The sequence below is a fragment of the Sinimarinibacterium flocculans genome (assembly GCF_003201205.1).
Lineage (GTDB): Bacteria > Pseudomonadota > Gammaproteobacteria > Nevskiales > Nevskiaceae > Solimonas > Solimonas flocculans.
The window spans coordinates 129,617-145,258 of record NZ_QICN01000010.1 but is presented as its reverse complement, the minus strand read 5'-3'; the positions used below and the strand labels follow the sequence as shown (position 1 = coordinate 145,258).

Genomic DNA, 15,642 nt, shown 5'->3' with positions numbered 1-15,642 from the left:
GACTCCCATGTTCGATTTCACCGGCAAGCACGTGTTCGTCGCCGGCGGCACCAGCGGCATCAATCTCGGCATCGCGCATGCGTTTGCGAAGGCCGGCGCCCGCGTCTGCGTGCTGTCGCGCAAGCAGGAAAAGGTCGATGCCGCCGTCGGCGAACTGAAGACGCACGGCGGCGAGGTGGCTGGGTTCGCGGCAGACGTGCGCGACTATGCCGCCGTCGAAGCCGCGCTCAAGGCCGCGCACGCGCAGTTCGGCGCCATCGACGTGCTGATCTCGGGCGCCGCCGGCAACTTCCCCGCACCGGCCCTGGGCATCTCCTCGAACGGCTTCCGCTCGGTCGTCGAGATCGACCTGCTCGGCAGCTTCCACGTGCTGCGCGCGGCGTTCGCGTTGCTCAACAAGCCGGGCGCGAGCATCGTCAACATCTCCGCACCGCAGGCCTACAACGCGATGGAGTTCCAGATGCACGTCTGCGCCGCCAAGGCCGGCGTCGACATGCTCACGCGCGTTGGTGCGATCGAATGGGGACCGGCCGGCGTGCGCGTGAACTCGGTCGTGCCCGGACCGATCGCCGATACCGAGGGCATGAAGCGGCTCGCCCCGACGCCGGAGACCGTCGACATCGTCGCCGAATCAGTGCCGCTCAAGCGCTTCGGCACCCGGGACGACATCGCGAACTGCTGCCTGTGGCTCGCGAGTCCGTACGCCTCGTACGTGAGCGGCGCGGTGATCCCGGTCGACGGCGGCTGGTCGCTGGGCGGCACCAGCGTATCCAGTGCCGGCATGAAGAAACTGATGGGCGGCTGAGAGGACTCCGATCGATGCAATCCGTCGTCCTCGTACTGCTCGGCGTCGCCGGCATGGCCTTCGGCTGGTTCGTGTACTCGCGCTTCATCGCCACGCGCATCTACCGGCTCGACCCGGACTTCGTCACGCCGGCGCACGAGTTCAACGACGGTCGCGACTACGTGCCGACGCATCGGGTCGTGCTGTGGGGCCATCACTTCACCTCGGTGGCCGGCGCGGCGCCGATCGTCGGCCCGGCGATCGCGGTCTACTGGGGCTGGGCGCCGGCGCTGGCCTGGGTCGTGCTCGGCACGATCTTCTTCGCCGGCGTGCATGACTTCGGCGCGCTGTGGGCCAGCAACCGCCACAAGGGCAAGTCGATCGGCGCCCTGTCCGAAAGCGTGATCGGCACGCGCAGCCGCGCGCTGTACATGATCGTCGTGTTCCTCGTGCTGCTGATGGTCAACGCGGTGTTCGGGGTGGTCATCGCCAACGCCTTCGTCAACACGCCGGGCGCGGTGTTCCCGGCCTGGGCGGCGATCGCGGTGGCGCTGGTGATCGGCCAGCTCGTCCACCGGCGCATGAACCTCGTGGCGCTCGGCGTCATCGGCGTCGCGGTGCTGTACTGGACGATGTGGGCCGGCAGCGCGATGCCGCTGACGCTGCCCACGGAGATGTTCGGCCTGACGCCGCAGGCCAACTGGATCCTGATCCTGTTCGTCTATGCCGCGATTGCGTCGATGCTGCCGGTGTGGATGCTGCTGCAGCCGCGCGACTTCATCAACGGCATGCAGCTCGTCGTCGGCCTGGCGCTGCTCTACGGCGCGGTGATCCTGGTGATGCCGGACATCTCGGCGCCGGCGTTCAACAGCCGCGTCGGCGAATCGGCGCCGTCGATCATCCCGCTGCTGTTCGTGACCGTGGCCTGTGGCGCGGTGTCGGGCTTCCACGGCATCGTCGCCTCCGGCACCAGCTCCAAGCAGCTCGACAAGGAGACCGACGCGCGCTTCGTCGGCTACCTGGGGGCGGTCGGCGAAGGCTCGCTGGCGCTGATCACGATCGTCGCCGTCTCCGGCGTCGCGCTCGCCGCGACGCCCGAAGCCTGGCACGCGATCTACGACGAGTTCGGCAAGGCCGGCGCCGGTGCGTTCATTTCCGGCGGCGCCCGTCTGATCGAACAGGGCTGGGGCATTCCGGAGCTCGTCTCGCAGACGATCCTGGCGACGATGGTCGTGCTGTTCGCCGGCACGACGATGGACTCGGGCGTGCGCCTGCAGCGCTACATCATCCAGGAATGGGGCGAGATCTACCGGCTGCCGTGGCTGAAGAACGGCATCGCCGCGACGCTGGTCGCCGTGGCCTGCTGCCTGCTGCTGGCCTTCGGCGCCGGCGGTGCGAGCGGCAGCGGCGGCATGATCATCTGGCCGCTGTTCGGCTCCACCAACCAGATCCTCGCCGGCATGACGCTGCTGGTGATCAGCGTGATGCTGCTCAAGCTCGGCCGGCCGGTGCGCTACACGCTGCTGCCGATGATCTTCGTCATCGCGATGTCGTTCGCCGCCGCCTGCGTCACGCTCGTGCAGTTCTGGCGCGACGGCAAGTGGCTGCTGGTCGCGCTCGACCTCGTCGTACTCGCGACCAGCCTGCTGGTGATGCTGGAGGCGGCATCGGCCGTGCGACGGTTCCGGCGCGAGTCCGCGCATGGCAGGGCCGTTGCGTCCTGAGTACAAAATGCACACATGGATTGATATGCTTTGCCCATGAAGCGCTACGAATGGAGCCCGGAGAAGAATGAGTGGCTCAAGCGTGAGCGCGGCGTCGGCTTCGAGGACGTGGTCTTCCACATCGAGGCCGGTGACGAGGTCGATCTTTTCGAGCACCCGAATCAGCGCCGCTATCCCGGCCAGAAGATTTCGGTTGTGCTGATCGAGGGTTACGCCTATCTGGTGCCCTTCGTCGAATCGAAGGACGCGATCTTCCTGAAGACCATCATTCCGAGCCGCAAGGCAACGAAGCAGTACCTGGGTGACGACGATGAGCAAGCTTGACGCTGAAGAGAAGGAAATCCTCGACGCCTTCGAGTCCGGCGCGATCAAGCGCGTCAAGAACCGCGCACGCGAGATCGCCCATCACAGGAAGGCGGCCGAGGCGACGTTCCGCAAGGACAGCCGTATCAACGTGCGTATCTCATCGCGAGACCTGCGCGCCCTGCAGAAGCGCGCACTGTCCGAGGGCATGCCTTACCAGACGCTCGTCTCCAGCGTGCTGCACAAGTACGCCGAAGGGCAGCTCACCGAACGCAAAGTCTCCAAGCGCTAAGCGCCGCCCTTCACCGTCGCGACGATCTGTTCGCGCAGCCAGCGGTTGGCGGGATCATTGTCGACGCTGGTGTGCCAGTAGAGGTAGGCGTCCATCGACGGCATCTCCATCGGGAACGGCAGGATCTGGTTGCCGAACTGGCGGTTGGCGAGCTGGGCATAGCGTTCCGGCATCGTCAGCAGCAGGTCGCTGTCGGCGACCACGCCGCAGGCGGCGAAGTAGTGCTGGCAGCGCAGGCGGATGCGTCGCTTGAGGCCCTGACGACTGAGTTCCACGTCCTCGAGCCCCGGGCCGATGCGGCGCGAGCTGACCAGCACATGCTGCGCGCGCAGGTAGGCGGCGAGATCGAGCGCCTTTTTCTGCGTCGCCGGGTGGCGCTTGCGCGCAATGACGACGAGGCGATCCACGGAGATGCGCTGGTGGCGGATCTCGGCGGACATCGGCAGCAGCACGTCGAGCACCGCATCGAGGCTGCCGGCGGCGAGTTCGGATTCGAAGCCGCGGCGGTCGGCACGGATCGCGCTGATGTCCACCGACGGCGCCTGCTGTTCGACGCGCGCCAGCAGCGGCGGCAGCACCAGCGCCTCGAGCACGTCGCGCACGGCGACGTTGAAATGCCGCTGCGTCGTCGCCGGGTCGAAGCGCTGCGACTCGTTGAGCGTGACTTCGAGGCTGTGCAGCGCCCGGCGCACCGGCTGCATAAGGCTGCGTGCCAGCGGCGTCGGCACCATGCGCCGGCCCTCGCGCACGAACAGCGGATCGCCGAACAGGTCGCGCAGCCGACCCAGCGCGTGGCTGATCGCCGGCTGGGTCAGGTGCAGCTTTTCGCCGGCCTTGGTGATGCCGCCCTCGGAGAAGATCGCGTCGAGCACGACGAGCAGGTTGAGATCGATTCGATGTAAATGCACGCGCTTGATCCGGCGGGATTCACAATATTCATTGGAATGATTGCACGCCCGCGCCTAGTCTGCTGGCTCGGACGCCGGAGGAGACATGAACGAGCTGCATGACAAGGTCGCCGTGATCACCGGCGCAGGCAGCGGCTTCGGCCGCGAGCTGGCACTGCTGTGTGCCGCCGAGGGCATGCGCCTCGTGCTCGCCGACATCGACATGGCCGGCCTCGACGCCACGCAGGCCCTGCTGCCCGCCGGCACGCAGGTGCTGACGCAGCGCTGCGACGTGTCCAGCCCCGAATCGGTCGAGGACCTCGCCACGCAGACCTGGGCGCGCTTCGGCGCCGCCCACCTGCTGTTCAACAACGCCGGCGTCGCCGTCGCCGGGCCGACGTGGACCACCACGCGCGCCGACTGGCAGTGGGTACTGGGCGTCAACCTGATGGGCGTGGTCCACGGCGTGCAGAGTTTCGTGCCGCGCATGCTCGAGCAGGACGAGCCCTGCCATGTGGTCAACACCGCATCGGTCGCCGGCCTGCTGTCGGTGCCGGCGTCGAGCGTCTACTGCGTCTCCAAGCACGGCGTGGTCACGCTCAGCGAATGCCTGCATCACGAGCTGCGCACCGCGAACGCCAAGATCGGCGTCTCGGTGCTGTGCCCGGCCTTCGTCAGCACCGGCATCGCCGATGCTGCGCGCCATCGTCCGGCCGAGCTGGCGGATGCCAACCCGCTGGCCGCGCCGTTCGAAGCACGCGTGCGCAAGGCCGTGCAGTCCGGAAAGCTCACAGCTGTGGACATCGCACGCGCGACGATGGCCGCCGTGAAGGCCGACCGCTTCTACATCCTCACCCACTCGAACATTCGGCCGGCCATCGAGGCGCGCATGCGCGACATTCTCGATGGCCGGCAACCGACGAATCCGATGCCTTAGTTCATTCCCTCTCCACCCGCTTGCGGGGGGAGAGGGTTAGGGTGAGGGGGGTGTCCGCGCGACGCGCGGCCCTCTCCCGCGTTTGTACAAGCTGGGGAATGACGCAGTGTCATTCCCCAGTAGCCAAACGCCCTCTCCCGCAAGCGGGAGAGGGGCAACAACGGAGTCCAGCAATGAAAGCCCTGCTCTGCAAATCCTTCGGCCCGCCGGAAAACCTCGTCGTCGAGGAGGCTCCGGACCTGACGCCCGGCGACAACGACGCCATCGTGCGCGTGCATGCGGCCGGCGTGAACTTTCCGGACGTGCTGATCATCCAGAACAAGTACCAGTTCAAGCCGGAGCTGCCGTTTTCCGCCGGCGGCGAGTGCTCGGGCGTGGTCGAGTCGGTCGGCGCGAAGGTCAAGAACGTCAAGCCGGGCGACAAGGTCATCGCCTTCACCGGCTGGGGCGCGTTCGCACACCAGGTGCGGGCGGATTCGCGTGCGCTGATCCCGATGCCACCGGAGATGGATTTCGTCACCGGCGCCTCGTTCGTGATGACCTACGCCACCTCGTACCACGCGCTCAAGGACCGCGCCGCGCTCAAGAGCGGCGAGATCCTGCTGGTGCTCGGCGCGTCCGGCGGCGTGGGCCTCGCGGCGATCGAGATCGGCAAGGCGCTCGGCGCCAGGGTCATCGCCGCGGCGTCGACCGCCGAGAAGCTCGCGGTGTGCAAGGACCATGGCGCCGACGAACTGATCAACTACAACAGCGAGGACCTCAAGGCGCGCCTCAAGGAACTGACCGGCGGCAAGGGCGTGGACGTGGTCTACGACCCGGTCGGCGGCGACTACAGCGAACCGGCGCTGCGCAGCATGGCCTGGCGCGGCCGCTTCCTGGTGATCGGTTTCGCCAACGGCGAGATTCCGAAGATTCCGCTGAACCTCGCGCTGCTCAAGGGCTGCAGCATCGTCGGCGTGTTCTGGGGCGACTACGCCAAGCGCGAACCGATGAACAACCTGATGGACCTGCGCGCCCTGCTCGGCTGGCTCAAGGACGGCAAGCTGCGTCCGCACATCGCCGGCACCTATCCGCTCGAACGCGGCGCCGAGGCCATCCGCCAGCTCATGGACCGCAAGGTCTCCGGCAAGCTGGTCATCACGCCGCAGGAGTAAGGCATGTCGACGATCCCGGTCCAGGACAAGCACCGCTTCGACGAGGCTGCGCTGGCGCGCTACCTGCAGCAGCACGTCGAGGGTTACTCCGGCGAGCTGCACGTCGAGCAGTTCAAGGGCGGCCAGTCCAATCCGACCTACAAGCTGACCGCCGGCGGCCGCAGCTACGTGCTGCGGCGCAAGCCACCGGGCAAGCTGCTGGCGTCCGCGCACGCGGTCGACCGCGAGTACACCGTCATCACCGCACTGGCGCAGACCGACGTGCCGGTCGCGAAGACCTACTGTCTGTGCGAGGACGACGCGGTCATCGGCACCGCGTTCTACGTGATGGAGCACGTCGAGGGGCGCATCCTCTGGGACCCGGCGCTGCCCGGAGACGGCTACACGCCGGCGGTGCGGCGTGCGATGTTCGAGGAGATGAACCGCGTCATCGCCGCGCTGCACCAGGTCGACCCTGTGGCCATCGGCCTCGCCGACTACGGCAAGCCCGGCAACTATTTCGCGCGCCAGATCGGCCGCTGGACCAAGCAGTACCGTGCCTCGGAGACCGAGCGCATCGACGCGATGGACCGGCTGATCGCCTGGCTGCCGGAGCACATCCCGCCCGGCGACGAGACCACCATCGTCCACGGCGACTACCGCCTCGACAACATGATCTTCCACCCCACCGAACCGCGCGTGCTCGCGGTGCTGGACTGGGAGCTGTCGACGCTGGGGCATCCGCTCGCGGACTTCGCCTATCACTGCATGACCTGGCACATCCCGGCCGGCGTGTTCCGCGGTCTGGGCGGCGCGAAGCTGGCCGAACTCGGCATCCCGACCGAGTCGGAGTACGTGCAGATGTACTGCCAACGCACCGGCCGCGACGGCATCGACCCGAATCACTGGGATTTCTACATGGCCTACAACCTGTTCCGCCTCGCGGCGATCCTGCAGGGCATCGCCGGCCGCGTGAAGGACGGCACTGCCTCGAGCGCGCAGGCCGCGCAGATGGGCGCGGCGGCGCGGCCGCTCGCCGATCTGGCGTGGATGCAGGTCGAGAAGATTCTCGGGCGCCGGTAAACGACCGACGCTCCCCACAGTCCCCTCCCCCGCTTGCGGGGGAGGGTCAGGGAGAGGGCGCCGGCGCAGCCGGCGGTTCCGCGCTAACGCGCGGCCCTCTCCCCCAACCCCTCTCCCGCAAGCGGGAGAGGGGAGCACACACGGAGTCACCGATGAGCTTCGAATACTCGGACAAGACCCTCGACCTGATGAAGCGCCTCAATGCGTTCATGGACGAGCACATCTACCCCAACGAGCACCGCTTCCTCGCGGAGGTGGCCGAGGGCGACCGCTGGCAGCCGACGACAGTCATCGAGGAGCTGAAAACCAAGGCCAGGACGGCCGGACTGTGGAATCTGTTCCTGCCCGGATCGGAGCGCGGGGCCGGCCTGACGAATCTCGAATACGCGCCGCTGTGCGAGATCATGGGCCGCGTGATCTGGGCGCCGGAGGTGTTCAACTGCTCGGCCCCCGACACCGGCAACATGGAGGTGCTCGAGCGCTACGGCACCGAGGCGCAGAAGAAACAGTGGCTCGAACCGCTGCTCAACGGCGAGATCCGCTCGGCCTTCGCGATGACCGAACCCGAGGTGGCGTCGTCCGACGCCACCAACATCGCCTGTTCAATCCGGCGTGACGGCGACGAGTACGTCATCAACGGCCGCAAGTGGTGGACCTCCGGCGCCAATGACCCGCGCTGCAAGATCTTCATCGTCATGGGCAAGTCGGACCCGGACAATCCGAGCCGCCACAGCCAGCAGTCGATGATCCTGGTGCCGCGCGACACCGAGGGCGTGAACATCCTGCGGCACCTGCCGGTGTTCGGCTACGACGATGCCCCGCACGGCCACGCCGAGATCGTGTTCGACCAGGTGCGCGTACCGGCGAGCAACATCCTGCTCGGCGAGGGCCGCGGCTTCGAGATCGCGCAGGGCCGGCTCGGCCCGGGTCGCATCCACCACTGCATGCGCCTCATCGGCCTGGCCGAACGCGCGCTGGAGAAGATGTGCCAGCGCTCGCTGCAGCGCGTGGCCTTCGGCAAGCCGGTCGCGGCACAGACGGTGACACTGGAGCGCATTGCCGAGTCGCGCATCCTCATCGACTCCGCACGCCTGCTGACCCTCAAGGCGGCGTACATGATGGACACCGTCGGCAACAAGATCGCCGCCAAGGAGATCGCGATGATCAAGGTCGCCGCACCGAACATGGCCTGCCAGGTCATCGACTGGGCGATGCAGGTCCACGGCGCCGGCGGCATGACCGACGACTTCGGCCTGTCCTACGCCTACGCGCAGGCGCGCACGCTGCGCCTGGCCGACGGCCCGGACGAAGTCCACCGCAATTCGATCGGCAAGATGGAGCTGGCGAAGTATGCCGGCAAGGATGCGATCCGCAACTACATGTCCGCCAGCAGCAGCGTTTCGCGCAGCTGAGGCCTTCTTTTGTAGGAGCGCCTTCAGGCGCGACCTGCGCGAACCGCGGTCGCGCCTGAAGGCGCTCCTACAAACAACTTCAACGGAGAACACCATGTCCACAAACCGCCAGTTCAAGCTCAAGCAACGCCCCGTCGGCATGGTCAAGCGCGAGGATTTCGAGTTCGCGAAGGCCGATGTCCCCGAACCCGGCGACGGCGAGTTCCTCGTCAGGATCGCCTATCTGTCGCTCGACCCGGCGATGCGCGGCTGGATGAACGAGGGCAAGTCCTACGTGCCGCCGGTGGGCCTCGGCGAGGTGATGCGCGCCGGCGCCGTCGGCGAGATCGTGAAATCCAACCATCCCAAGTTCGCCGTGGGCGAACACGTCGTCGGCATGTTCGGCGTGCAGGACTACGCCGTGTCCAACGGCAAGGGCGTGACCAGGGTCGACCCGAAGCTCGCGCCGCTGCCGGTGTACCTGGGCACGCTCGGCATGCCGGGTATGACCGCGTACTTCGGCCTGCTCGAGATCGGCAAGGCGAAGGCCGGCGACACCGTCGTCGTCTCCGGCGCCGCCGGCGCAGTCGGCCAGGTCGTCGGCCAGATCGCAAAGATCAAGGGCTGCCGCGTCGTCGGCATTGCCGGCGGCGCCGACAAGTGCCGCTACGTGGTCGACGAGCTCGGCTTCGACGCCTGCATCGACTACAAGAACGAGGACGTGAAGAAGGGGCTCAAGCAACACTGCCCGCAGGGCGTGAACGTCTACTTCGACAACGTCGGCGGCGAGATCCTCGACATCGTGCTGACGCAGCTCGCGATGCATGCGCGCATCGTCATCTGCGGCGCCATCTCGCAGTACAACAACACCACGCCGGTCAAGGGCCCGAGCAACTACATGTCGCTGCTGGTCAACCGCGCCACGATGGCCGGCATGGTCGTATTCGACTGGGCCGACCGCTACGGCGAGGCGGCGCGCGAGATGGGCGGCTGGCTGCAGAGCGGCAAGCTGAAGACGCGCGAGGACGTCGTCGAAGGGCTGGAGACCTTCCCGGAAACCCTGCTCAAGCTGTTCAAGGGCGAGAACACCGGCAAGCTGGTGCTCAAGGTCTAGCGCCCCCATGTGGGACGGGCGCGGTCCGGATGCGGACGGCGCCCGCCCTACGCAGAGGACTCGGGCTGCGCGGTGCGCCAGGCCGTCGGCGTACGGCCGGTCCAGCGCCGGAACGCGCGCGTGAAACTGCTGGTGTCCGAGAAGCCGAGCAGGTAGGTGATCTCGCAGACGCTGTGCCGCGCATCGCGCAGGTAGGACAGCGCGAGTTCGCGCCGCGTCCGGTCGAGCAGCGCCTTGTAGCTGCAGCCCTCGTCGGCGAGTCGTCGCTGCAGGCTGCGCGGACTCATCGCGAGCTGCTGGGCGATGTCCTCCTGTGACGGCTCGCCCTGCGGCAGCCGCTCGATGAACGCCGCCTCGACGCGAGCGCCGATGTGGTCACGGTCGATCCGCGCGAGATGCCGGACCACGATCGCATCGTTGTGTCGGGCCAGCTCCGGGTTCGCGCTGTCCAGGCGACGCTCGAAGCTTTCGCGGTCGAACACCAGGCGGTTCTCCGGCGCCCCGAACACGATCGGCGCCCGCAGAATCCGCTCGAAGCATTCGCCGCCTGCCGGGCGGCTGCGGCGCATCTCGATGCGCCGCGGCGCATAGTCGCGGCCGAGCACCGAGCGGCACATGCGCACGTAGACGCTGAGAAAAGCGTCGATCGCCTCCGGCGCCGGCTGCGGCCCGCCGGGACGCATGCGGATCAGCACGTGGTACTCGTCGCCGTGCGCCTCGAAGTGGGTGTCCGCGGCGTCGCTGGCGATGCGGAAGTAGCGTGCAATGCGTCCGAAGGCTTCCTTCAGCGTCGCGCTGGCGAGCAGCGAGTAGCTCAGCGCGTGGAAGGTCGTGTGGGTGACGCCACTGGCAACACGCAGGCCCAGACACGGATCGCCGGTCGCATCGACCGCGAGCCGCCACAGGCGCGTGGTCTGCTCCAGCGGATAGCGCCCATGCGGATCTTCGAGCACGCGCGGGTCCATGCCCGCCTCGCGCATCAGACATTCACCGTCGCAGCCGGCCGCGTCGATCGTGCGCCGGATCGTGCGGGCCCAGCTGCTCAGCGATGTCGCCATCGGTCTCCTTCGTCGTGCGTGCTGTCGCCCACGGACAGTGTTCTGGCGCCTGCGGCCGCGTGCGGCGCGCCGGCGATTTCTTAGCGTAAGCCCCTCGCCGGCAATCCTGTCGGCGCGGAGGAGAACAGCGGGTGAGCGATCAGCGGATTCGCATCCCACGCGATGCGGAGCACGATCATACGTCCGAAATAGCGGCGCGGCGGCGCAGGTTCGCCGGAGAGCGGACGGGCGCCGCGCTCGACCATCTCGGCAGCTACTCTATCGACCCGTCGGGTACCGCCGGCAACATCGAGCACTTCACCGGTGTCGCCCAGGTGCCGGTCGGCCTCGCCGGCCCGCTCCGCATCGACGGCGAGCACGCCCGCGGCGATTTCTATGTCCCGCTGGCGACCACCGAGGGCACCCTGGTCGCGAGCTACAACCGCGGCATGCGTCTGCTCGCCGAATGCGGCGGCGTGAGGACGACCGTGGTCGAACAGTCGATGCAGCGCGCACCGGTGTTCGTCTTCGACGATGCGCGCGCCGCCCGAGACTTCGGCCGCTGGGTCGATGCGCGATTTTCCGACATCAAGACCGCCGCGGAGACGACGACGCGCATCGGAAAACTGCAGTCCATCGGCCAGTATGCCGTCGGGCCGCTGCGCTATCTGCGCTTCAACTACACCACCGGCGACGCCGCCGGCCAGAACATGAGCGGCAAGGCCACGCACGCGGCCTGCGAGTGGATCGTGGCCCATCACCCGGACCATCCGCGCTACATCCTCTCCGGCAATATCGACACCGACAAGAAGCACTCGCAGATCAACACGCTGCTGACGCGCGGACGCCGCGTCGTTGCCGAGGCGGTGATCCGCGACGAGGTGCTGCGCAAAGTCATGGGGGTTGACGCACGCACGCTGTTCGCCGCGCGCCAGATCTCGATGGCCGGCGCGACGCTCGCCGGCTCGGCCAACAACGGTTCGCATGCGGCGAACGGCCTGGCCGCACTGTTCATCGCCACCGGGCAGGACGCGGCCAACGTGGCCGAGTCGCATGCCGGCATCACCTACGTGCGCCTGCTCGACAACGGCGACTACTACTGGTCGATCACGCTGCCGGCGCTGATCGTCGCCACCGTCGGCGGCGGCACCGGGCTGCCGACGCAGCGCGAATGCCTGCAACTGCTCGGCTGCGCCGGGCCGGGGTACGCCGACAAGTTCGCCGAGATCTGCGCCGCGACCGTGCTCGCCGGCGAGACCTCGCTGGCGAGCGCGGTGATTGCCGGCGACTGGGTCACCAGCCACGAGCGGTACGGACGGAACAGGCCGGGGGAGGAAGGCGCGCGCGACTGAGTGCGGCCGGTACCCGCGCCGCCTGCGTGGCGGCGCGGGGCCGGACCTACCAGCGACGCGGGCACGCAGCGGTTGCACACAGGTGCGGTTCGGCATCGAACGAGGAGAACATGAATGACACAACACCGAAGCTGGGGGCGGCCGCTGACGGCGGCCTGCGTCCTTGCGGCGTGGCCGCTGGGCGCCGCGCCCATGTCCTTGAGCATGGGCGGCATCGAGGGGCGGCTCGACACTTCCGTGTCGCTGGGCGCGACGTTCCGCATGGCGGACCCCGACGCAGCATCCATCGGCATTTCCAACGGCGGGCTTGCGCGCACCGCCAACGAGGACGACGGCAATCTGGGGTTCGCGCGCGGCGACGTCGCCTACGCCGTCGCCAAGGCCACACATGACCTTGAGCTGCGCCGCGGCGACTTCGGCGTGTTCACGCGATTCAGTTACTTCTTCGACGCCGCGGCCGACGAGGCCGATCGCCGGGAGGCACGCTTCGACGCAGCAGGACTGCCGACACGCAACCGCGAGGCCGAGACCTACGAGCTGGGATCGCGCGGTCGCGACAAGCTGGCCACGCATATCGACCTGCTCGACCTGTTCGCCTTCGGTCGCTTCGATGTCGGCGGGCGCAACCTGTCGGTGCGCTTCGGCAACCAGGTCGTGAGCTGGGGCGAGAGCACCTTCATCGGCAACGGCATCAACGCGATCAATCCGATCGACGTCGCCCGCTTCCGTGCGCCCGGCGCCGAGATTCGCGAAGCGCTCAAGCCCATCCCGATGCTGTGGACCTCGCTGCAGCTCACCAGCACGCTGAGCGCCGAAGCGGTGTGGATGACCTCGTTCAATCGCACCGAGATCGATCCGCGCGGCGCGTTCTTTTCGACCAACGACACGGTGTCGACCGACGGCGACAAGGTCTTCGTCAGCTTCGGCCGCCGCAAGGACGACAATTCGGCCATCACCAGCCCGCTCGAGGACCCGGCGGCGTCGGTGTGGCTGCCGCGCGATCGCGATGACACGCCGGACGACGGCACCGACCAGTACGGCCTCGCCCTGCGCTGGTTCGCCAACCTGTTCGGCGGTACCGAGTTCGGCTTCTACTACCTGAACTACCACAGCCGCACGCCGCTGCTGTCGGTCGTGCAGGGCAGCAACGCCTCGCCCGGCAGCAGCGGCACCAACGCGCTCAACGGCGCACTGCCGCGCTGCAGCGAGAACGCGACGGTATCCGGCTGCCGCGCGAGCTACTTCGTCGAGTACCCCGAAGGCATCGACCTGTACGGCATCAGCTTCAACAGCAGCGGGCCGTTCGGCATCGCCATACAGGGCGAGTACTCGTTCCGTCCGAACCAGCCGGTGCAGATTTCCGGACCGGAACTGGTCATGGCGTCGCTGGGGGTGTCGAACTCGGTCACCGGACAGGGCTTCGTGGCGATCGACGAGAGCACCCAGGTGCCGGAGGCGATCCTGACGCCGCCCGGTACCGTGATCACCGGCTACGAGCGCGTCGACGTACATCAGCTGCAGGCCACGCTGACCAAGGCCTTCGGACCACAGCTCGGCGCGCAGCAGTTCATCACGCTCGCGGAGATCGGCGTGACCCGGCAGGACCTGCCGGACGACCAGTTCTTCGCCGGGCCCGGCGTCGCACTCCCCGCACCCGGTTCGGGTCTGCCGATCCCCGGCGTGCGGCCGGACGGCGCCGCTGCCGGCGGTTCGATCCAGACCGAGGGTTTCGCCACGCGCAGCTCCTGGGGCTACCGGCTGGTCAGCTCGCTGACCTACGAGAACGTGCTCGGCCCGGCGAGCCTGTCGCCGCGGCTGGTGTTCGCGCACGACGTCAACGGCGTCAGCTCGACCTTCAACCAGGACACGAAGTCGCTGACCGTCGGCATCGGCATGAACTACCTGCAGCGCTGGCAGGCCGACCTCAGCTACACGAGCTTCTTCGGCGGCCGCACCTATGCCGGCACCGACCTCATCCCCGCACCGGCGGGCCAGACGCAGGACTACGCCACCAGCGCCAACCCCAACGGCGACCGCGACTTTCTCGCGGTGAGCCTCTCGTATGCGTTCTGAACGCAGCCGACGAATGGAGACTTTCATGCATCGCAAGACTTTCATCGCCGCCGGCCTGCTGTTCGCCGGCGCCGTTCATGCCGCGGTCCCGCCGGAGCAGGCTGCGGCGCTCGGCACGACGCTGACGCCGATCGGCGCCGAACAGGCAGGGAACGCCGACGGCAGCATCCCGGCCTGGACCGGCGGTCTCACCGAGGTCCACCCCGACTTCCAGAGCGGCGGGCACTATCCCGACCCCTATGCCGACGACGAACCGCTGTACGTCATCGACGCCGGCAATGCCGAGCAGTACGCCGACACGCTGAGCCCCGGGCAGATCGCGCTGCTGCAGCGCTACCCGACCTGGCGCATGAAGGTGTATCCGAGCCGTCGCAGCGCCGCCTATCCGCAGGGCATCTACGACGAGACGAAGCTCAACGCCACGCGTGTGCAACTGGTCGAGGGCGGCAACGGCTTCGCCGGCGCCACCGGCGGCATCGCCTTTCCCCTCCCGCAGAGCGGCGTCGAGGCGATCTGGAACCACATGACGACCTACAAGGGCGACATGTACTCCACCCGCTGGGCCCAGGCCGCGGTCACCGCCGGCGGCAACTACAACCTCGTGCGCTTCGACTACGAGTACGACTTCATCTACGGCAACCAGCAGCGCAAGCCGGAGGAGCGCCAAGAAGACCTGCTGTTCTACTTCCTGCAGCTCGTGCTCGATCCGCCGCGGCTGTCGGGCTCGATCCTGCTCGTGCACGAGTACGCCAACCAGGTGAAGAACCCGCGCCAGGCCTGGACCTACAACCCGGGGCAGCGCCGCGTGCGGCTGGCGCCCAGCGTGGCCTACGACAACCCCGGTACCGCCGCCGACGGCCTGCGCACCAACGACGACTTCTCCATGTTCAACGGCGCCACCGACCGCTACGACTGGAAGCTCGTCGGCAAGCAGGAACTGCACATTCCCTACAACGCCTACCGCATCAGCAGTCCGGACCTGAAGATCCGCGACGTGCTGCAGGCCGGGCACGTGAATCCGGAGCATGCGCGCTACGAGAAGCACCGTGTCTGGGTCGTCGAAGCGAATCTGCGCGAGGGCACCTCGCACCTCTACAAGAAGCGCCGCTTCTACCTCGACGAGGACAGCTGGGTCATCCACGTGCAGGACAAGTACGACAACCGCGACCAGCTGTGGCGCGTCGACGAGCTGCACACGACCATGTTCTACGACGTGCCCTTCCTCGCCACGGGGCTCGAGGTGAAGCACGACCTGCAGTCCGGGCGCTATCTGGCGATGTCGATCCGCAACGAGGAGACGAAGATCTACCAGCCGATCCGGCGCACGCCGGCGGACTTCTCGCCTGCCGCGCTGCGCGACAAGGGCGTGCGCTGATCCAGGCAGTTCCGTTCGCATCGAGTAGCGCCGCCCTGCGGTGCGTATCGAGATGCCGGGCCAGTGCCCCTCGATACGCCGCCGCTGCGCGGCGGCACTCGGGGCGAACGGATCGGGGCTCGGCCTCGGACGCGAGGCGCTTGGCGGAAGCTCGCCT

General features: G+C 67.8%; 14 protein-coding genes. 12 read left to right on the top strand and 2 right to left on the bottom strand.

Annotated elements, in window-relative coordinates:
- Window positions 1–7: 7 nt before the first annotated feature.
- Genes C8D93_RS16560 through C8D93_RS16545 form a run of 4 tightly spaced genes read left to right on the top strand, consistent with a single transcriptional unit; the run spans window position 8 to window position 3,103 of the window.
- Window positions 8–805, top strand: a complete 798-nt coding sequence (locus C8D93_RS16560) for an SDR family oxidoreductase (protein WP_110266342.1) — start codon at window positions 8–10, stop codon at window positions 803–805.
- Between the two features lie 14 nt (window positions 806–819).
- Window positions 820–2,508: a carbon starvation CstA family protein gene (locus tag C8D93_RS16555; RefSeq protein WP_110266341.1), complete on the top strand. Its 1,689-nt coding sequence runs from the start codon at window positions 820–822 to the stop codon at window positions 2,506–2,508.
- Between the two features lie 36 nt (window positions 2,509–2,544).
- Entirely contained in the window at window positions 2,545–2,832 is a 288-nt protein-coding gene (locus C8D93_RS16550; RefSeq protein WP_110266340.1) for a BrnT family toxin, read from the top strand.
- The gene (locus C8D93_RS16545; RefSeq protein WP_110266339.1) at window positions 2,819–3,103 is read left to right on the top strand and encodes an antitoxin; all 285 of its coding nucleotides are present in this window, start codon (window positions 2,819–2,821) and stop codon (window positions 3,101–3,103) included. Before C8D93_RS16550 ends, C8D93_RS16545 begins: the two co-directional genes overlap by 14 nt.
- Here C8D93_RS16545 and C8D93_RS16540 read toward each other — a convergent pair.
- On the bottom strand, window positions 3,100–4,011 hold the full coding sequence (locus C8D93_RS16540) for a LysR family transcriptional regulator (protein WP_110266338.1): 912 nt from the start codon (window positions 4,009–4,011) through the stop codon (window positions 3,100–3,102). The two genes, C8D93_RS16545 and C8D93_RS16540, sit on opposite strands and share 4 nt — an antisense overlap.
- An 85-nt stretch (window positions 4,012–4,096) precedes the next feature.
- Between C8D93_RS16540 and C8D93_RS16535 the strand changes: the two genes are divergently transcribed.
- The 5 genes from C8D93_RS16535 to C8D93_RS16515 all read left to right on the top strand — a co-directional run bounded on the left by C8D93_RS16535 (window position 4,097) and on the right by C8D93_RS16515 (window position 9,648).
- On the top strand, window positions 4,097–4,927 hold the full coding sequence (locus C8D93_RS16535; protein WP_110266337.1) for an SDR family NAD(P)-dependent oxidoreductase: 831 nt from the start codon (window positions 4,097–4,099) through the stop codon (window positions 4,925–4,927).
- A 173-nt stretch (window positions 4,928–5,100) separates the two neighbouring features.
- Window positions 5,101–6,081 (top strand): NADPH:quinone oxidoreductase family protein, encoded by a 981-nt coding sequence (locus C8D93_RS16530; protein WP_110266336.1) that lies wholly within the window; start codon window positions 5,101–5,103, stop codon window positions 6,079–6,081.
- A 3-nt stretch (window positions 6,082–6,084) separates the two neighbouring features.
- Complete coding sequence (locus tag C8D93_RS16525; RefSeq protein WP_110266335.1) at window positions 6,085–7,143, top strand: phosphotransferase; 1,059 nt, start codon at window positions 6,085–6,087, stop codon at window positions 7,141–7,143.
- A 152-nt stretch (window positions 7,144–7,295) separates the two neighbouring features.
- Window positions 7,296–8,555: an acyl-CoA dehydrogenase gene (locus tag C8D93_RS16520; RefSeq protein WP_110266334.1), complete on the top strand. Its 1,260-nt coding sequence runs from the start codon at window positions 7,296–7,298 to the stop codon at window positions 8,553–8,555.
- A gap of 94 nt (window positions 8,556–8,649) precedes the next feature.
- Window positions 8,650–9,648, top strand: coding sequence for an NADP-dependent oxidoreductase (locus tag C8D93_RS16515; protein WP_110266333.1), 999 nt, complete (start codon window positions 8,650–8,652; stop codon window positions 9,646–9,648).
- Window positions 9,649–9,695: 47 nt separating this feature from the next.
- On the opposite strand, the gene C8D93_RS16510 is transcribed toward C8D93_RS16515, so the two are convergent.
- The gene (locus C8D93_RS16510) at window positions 9,696–10,706 is read right to left on the bottom strand and encodes an AraC family transcriptional regulator (RefSeq protein WP_110266332.1); all 1,011 of its coding nucleotides are present in this window, start codon (window positions 10,704–10,706) and stop codon (window positions 9,696–9,698) included.
- Window positions 10,707–10,837: 131 nt separating this feature from the next.
- On the opposite strand from C8D93_RS16510, the gene C8D93_RS16505 reads away from it, so the two are divergent.
- From C8D93_RS16505 to C8D93_RS16495, 3 genes are all read left to right on the top strand, one after another.
- Window positions 10,838–12,037 carry a hydroxymethylglutaryl-CoA reductase gene (locus C8D93_RS16505; RefSeq protein ID WP_110266331.1) on the top strand — a complete coding sequence of 400 codons (1,200 nt, stop codon included), beginning with the start codon at window positions 10,838–10,840 and terminating at the stop codon, window positions 12,035–12,037.
- A gap of 114 nt (window positions 12,038–12,151) precedes the next feature.
- Window positions 12,152–14,110, top strand: a complete 1,959-nt coding sequence (locus tag C8D93_RS16500) for a DUF1302 domain-containing protein (protein ID WP_110266330.1) — start codon at window positions 12,152–12,154, stop codon at window positions 14,108–14,110.
- A 25-nt stretch (window positions 14,111–14,135) separates the two neighbouring features.
- Window positions 14,136–15,485, top strand: a complete 1,350-nt coding sequence (locus tag C8D93_RS16495) for a DUF1329 domain-containing protein (RefSeq protein ID WP_110266381.1) — start codon at window positions 14,136–14,138, stop codon at window positions 15,483–15,485.
- Window positions 15,486–15,642: the final 157 nt, after the last annotated feature.

What these genes read in the sequence shown, in the direction of transcription:
- C8D93_RS16545 (WP_110266339.1), top strand. Translation starts at nt 2,819, where the DNA reads ATGAGCAAGCTTGACGCTGAAGAGAAGGAAATCCTCGACGCCTTCGAG.
- C8D93_RS16530 (WP_110266336.1), top strand. Translation starts at nt 5,101, where the DNA reads ATGAAAGCCCTGCTCTGCAAATCCTTCGGCCCGCCGGAAAACCTCGTC.
- C8D93_RS16510 (WP_110266332.1), bottom strand. Translation starts at nt 10,706, where the DNA reads ATGGCGACATCGCTGAGCAGCTGGGCCCGCACGATCCGGCGCACGATC.
- C8D93_RS16495 (WP_110266381.1), top strand. Translation starts at nt 14,136, where the DNA reads ATGCATCGCAAGACTTTCATCGCCGCCGGCCTGCTGTTCGCCGGCGCC.
- C8D93_RS16555 (WP_110266341.1), top strand. Translation starts at nt 820, where the DNA reads ATGCAATCCGTCGTCCTCGTACTGCTCGGCGTCGCCGGCATGGCCTTC.
- C8D93_RS16525 (WP_110266335.1), top strand. Translation starts at nt 6,085, where the DNA reads ATGTCGACGATCCCGGTCCAGGACAAGCACCGCTTCGACGAGGCTGCG.
- C8D93_RS16520 (WP_110266334.1), top strand. Translation starts at nt 7,296, where the DNA reads ATGAGCTTCGAATACTCGGACAAGACCCTCGACCTGATGAAGCGCCTC.
- C8D93_RS16500 (WP_110266330.1), top strand. Translation starts at nt 12,152, where the DNA reads ATGACACAACACCGAAGCTGGGGGCGGCCGCTGACGGCGGCCTGCGTC.
- C8D93_RS16535 (WP_110266337.1), top strand. Translation starts at nt 4,097, where the DNA reads ATGAACGAGCTGCATGACAAGGTCGCCGTGATCACCGGCGCAGGCAGC.
- C8D93_RS16560 (WP_110266342.1), top strand. Translation starts at nt 8, where the DNA reads ATGTTCGATTTCACCGGCAAGCACGTGTTCGTCGCCGGCGGCACCAGC.
- C8D93_RS16550 (WP_110266340.1), top strand. Translation starts at nt 2,545, where the DNA reads ATGAAGCGCTACGAATGGAGCCCGGAGAAGAATGAGTGGCTCAAGCGT.
- C8D93_RS16515 (WP_110266333.1), top strand. Translation starts at nt 8,650, where the DNA reads ATGTCCACAAACCGCCAGTTCAAGCTCAAGCAACGCCCCGTCGGCATG.